A 4,050-nucleotide genomic window follows, 5' to 3' on the forward strand; every position below is an offset into this window, starting at 1 on the left:
GGCCCGGCCGACGCTGGTGACCACCGGTACCGGCTCCGGCAAGACCGAGTCGTTCCTGATCCCCGTCCTCGACCACTGCCAGCGGGCCCGCAGGGCGGGCCGCACCGGGGTGAAGGCGCTGCTGCTGTACCCGATGAACGCACTGGCCACCGACCAGACGCTGCGCATCAACGACTACCTGGAGCAGGCCGGCCTCGCCGACGTGACCGCCGGCCTGTACATCGGGGACGTCCCGGAGGTCAGCTACTCGCGGGTGCTGACGAAGCGCTCGGAGATGCGCCGCACCCCGCCGGACATCCTCGTCACCAACTACAAGATGCTCGACCTGCTGTTGCAGCGCGCCGACGACCTGCCGCTGTGGGACGGCGCCGACCTGGCCTACGTCGTCCTCGACGAGTTCCACACCTACGACGGCGCCCAGGGCACCGACGTGGCCATGCTGCTGCGCCGGCTGGCCGCGGCGACCGGCCGGGCCGAGCCGGGCCGCCCGCTGGGGGCGATCTGCCCGGTGGCCACCTCCGCGACCCTGGGGGAGGGCAGCGGCATCGACGGAGGCCGGGCTCTCCGCGCGGTCGCCGAGCAGGTCTTCGGCACCGTCTTCGACGACGGCGCCGTGGTGGGGGAGGCCCGCCGGAGCACCAGCGAGATCGTCACGGGGATCGACTACGGTCTGCCGGTGCCCGAGCCGGCGGTGCTCGCGGCGATCGCCGACCCGGGGCGGGACCCGTCCGCGATGGGCCGGATCGCCACGGCCGTGCTCGGTGACGACAACCTCGACCCGCTCCATCTCGGCAGGGCGCTGAGCCGGCACATCCTGACCGCGGCCGTGCTGGAGATCCTCGGTGACCAGCCCAGGACCGCCGAGGAGATCCTCGAGCTGCTGCCGCGCCGCGGCGCCTACAGCTGGGGGCAGGCGCTGGCGACCGGCTCCGAACTGGCCGCGGCGGCGCTCGCCCGGTTCGTCGCGCTGCTGTCGACCGCCCGCGTCCCCGGCGGGCCCGACGGCACGGGCGGGCCCGGTTCCGGGACCCGGCCGCTGGTCGGCGTCGAGACGCACCTGTGGGTGCGGGCGGTGTCCCGGCTGCTGCGCGGGGTCGGGCCGGCGCCCATGTTCGGCTGGGACGGTGAGCCGCGCCGCGACCACGACCCGACGGCCCCGGCCGCGGACACGGTGGTCACCGACCGGCGGCACGCGCGGCTTCCGGCGATCCACTGCCGGCACTGCGGCCGGTCCGGCTGGGCGGCCATCTCACCCGAACGCGACCCCCAGGAGCTGGTCACCGACCCGGACCGGATCTACCGGGCGAGCGTCGGCGCGGACAAGCGCCGGGTCAGGGCGTTCGTCGCGGCCACGGCGAACGAGATCGCCAACCCGGGCCGGGGCCTGCTGGTCCTGGACTCCGCCGGCAGCCGGGTCCGGCCGTTCGACCCGGCGCGGGACACCCCCGGGGAGGCCGGCCGCGGCACCACCCGCATCCCCGACGGCGTCGCCGTGCTCGGCGACCTCGCCGACATCGCCGGCGCGGAAGCCGACCGCTGCCCGGCCTGCGGGCTGGACGAGGGCGTCCGCTACCTCGGCGCCGGGCTCGCCACCCTCGCCTCGGTCGCGGTCACCGAACTGTTCACCAGCGGCGAGCTCACCGGCCGGGAACGCCGGACGCTGCTGTTCAACGACTCGGTGCAGGACGCCGCGCACCGCGCCGGCTTCGTCGCCACCCGGTCGTACACGTTCTCGCTGCGCTCGCTGCTCGTCGACCAGTTGCGCCCCGGTGCGCCGGTGGCCCTCAACGACCTGCTCGCGGACCTGATCGCCGCCGCCACCAGCCCCGCGTCCGACCCCGGGACGCTGGCCGCGATCGTCCCGCCGGACCTGCACGACCAGCCCGGGATCGACGGGCTGCTCGCCGGGGAGCACGCCGGCGGCAGCGAGGTCTGGCAGCTCATCGCCGACCGGCTCGCCTTCGCGGCGATCATGGAGTTCGGCCTGCGCTCCCGGCAGGGCCGCACCCTCGAACTGACCCGCACCGTGGCCGCCGAGGTCACCCTCACCGAACGGGAGAAGATCGCCGCGCTGTGCCGGGACGTGTTCGTACACGGGCCGGTGGCCACCATCCCGCCCGCGGACGAGGTGACCTGGCTGGCGTTCGTCCGCGGGCTGCTCGAACGGCTGCGGATCCGCGGCGCGATCCGGCACCGCTGGCTGGACGGCTACCTCGGCCAGGCCGGGGCGCGCTGGAAGGTGTGGGGCGGGCGGCCGAACGGGATGCCCGCCTTCCCCCGCGGGGTGTCCGCGCCGGCGTTCCTGCTGTCCGCGCCGAAACGCCGCAGCGAGTTCGACGTCCTGACCGCCCGCGGCAACTGGTACCAGGACTGGGCGGTCCGCTGCCTGGAGCTCTCCCGCGAGCACGCCACCGACTACCTCGCCCGGCTGCTGCCCGTCCTCGCCGACGAGGGGGTGCTGGCCCGCCGGGTCGCCGAGGACGGCACCAGCGTCGTCTACGGGCTGCAACCAGGCCACATCCATGTGGTCAGGCTCGGTGACGACGAGGTGGCCGCCGCCGCGCTCCGCTGCGACATCTGCGCCTGGACGCAGACCGTGCCCCCGCACCGGGCGGCCGACTGGGCCGGGCAGCGCTGCCAGCGCTACCGGTGCGCCGGCCGGCTCACCCCCGACACCACCCGTCCCAGCCCCGTGACGGGCGCGCCCGCCGACTACTACCGCCGGCTGTACACCGAGGGCGGGATCTTCCGGGTCGTCACCGGCGAGCACACCGGCATGCTGACCCGCCCACAGCGGGAGAAGATCGAAAAACAGTTCCGGGACGGCACCCGGTACACCGACCCGAACGTGCTGTCGTGCACCCCCACCCTGGAACTGGGCATCGACATCGGTGAGCTGTCCGCGGTGGTGCTGGCGTCGCTGCCGGCGGGGCCGGCGAACTACGTGCAGCGGGCGGGCCGGGCCGGGCGGCGCAGCGGCAACGCGCTCGTGCTGACCCTGCTGGGCCGCCGCGAACGCGACCGTTACTACCTCACCGACCCACGGGAGATGATCGCGGGGGAGATCCTCCCACCGGGCTGCTACCTCTCCGCCGTGGAGATCCTGCGCCGCCAGTACGTGGCACACCTGGTGGACCTGGCCGCCCGCGGCCGGTTCCCCGGCGTCCTGCCCCTGCCACGGCTGGCCTCGGCGCTGTTCGGGCCGTCCGGCTGGCTCACCTCGTTCACCGACGCCGCTCTCACCGTCGGTGACACGGTCGTCGGCGAGTTCCTCGGCCTGTTCGGCGGCGGCACCGGCGGTGCGGGCGGCACGGGCGGCGCGGGCGCCGCCGGCCTGGAGGGCACGGACGGCGCTGCCTCCGCCGCCGGTGTCAGCGCCGCCGCCGCGGCCGAGCTGCGTGCCTACGCCACCGGCGGGCTCGCCCAGGCCGTCCAGGCGGTGCGGGACGAGTGGGACGCGCGCCTGGCCGACCTGCGCCACCGGCTCGACGCGATCGAGGAGGCCGCGGCCCTGCTGATCACGTCCGACCCTGACCAGGACCGCGACCACCGGGCCCTGCGGGCCGAGCGCCGAGCGGTCAGACAGCGGATCGGGCAGATCGGCAGGGCCTCGGCGCACGGCACCCTCGTCGAGTCCGGGCTGCTGCCGAACTACGCGCTGATCGACACCCGTACCGCACTGGAAGCCACCCTCACCTGGGAGGACCGCAGCAGCGACGACAACCGGGTCTTCCACAGCGAACTGCGGGAGTACAGCCGCCCCGCCCGTCCCGCGCTGGTGGAACTCGCCCCCGGGAACAGCTACTACGTCCTCGGCTACCGGCACACCATCTCCGGCCTCGACATCGGCTCGCCGAACCGGCCCGCCTACGAACAGTGGCGGGTCTGCCCGGCCTGCGGCTACGTGCGTACCACGCTGGCCGCCGAGGACACCGGCCGCTGCCCCCGCTGCGCCAGCCCGGCGATCGCCGACGCGGGCAACCTGTTCACCGTCCTGCGGCCCACCAAGGTCACCGCGCACGACCGGCGGGACGACGCGAAGATCCACGA

General features: G+C 75.0%; 1 protein-coding gene. It reads left to right on the plus strand.

Features of this window, described 5'->3' with window-relative positions; genetic code table 11:
• Positions 1–4,050, plus strand: a 4,050-nt coding sequence (locus AC5LUJ_RS02415; RefSeq protein ID WP_493464404.1) for a DEAD/DEAH box helicase, incomplete at both ends; no start/stop codon positions are given.

It is taken from the genome of Protofrankia sp. CiP1_Cm_nod3 (assembly GCF_982290655.1).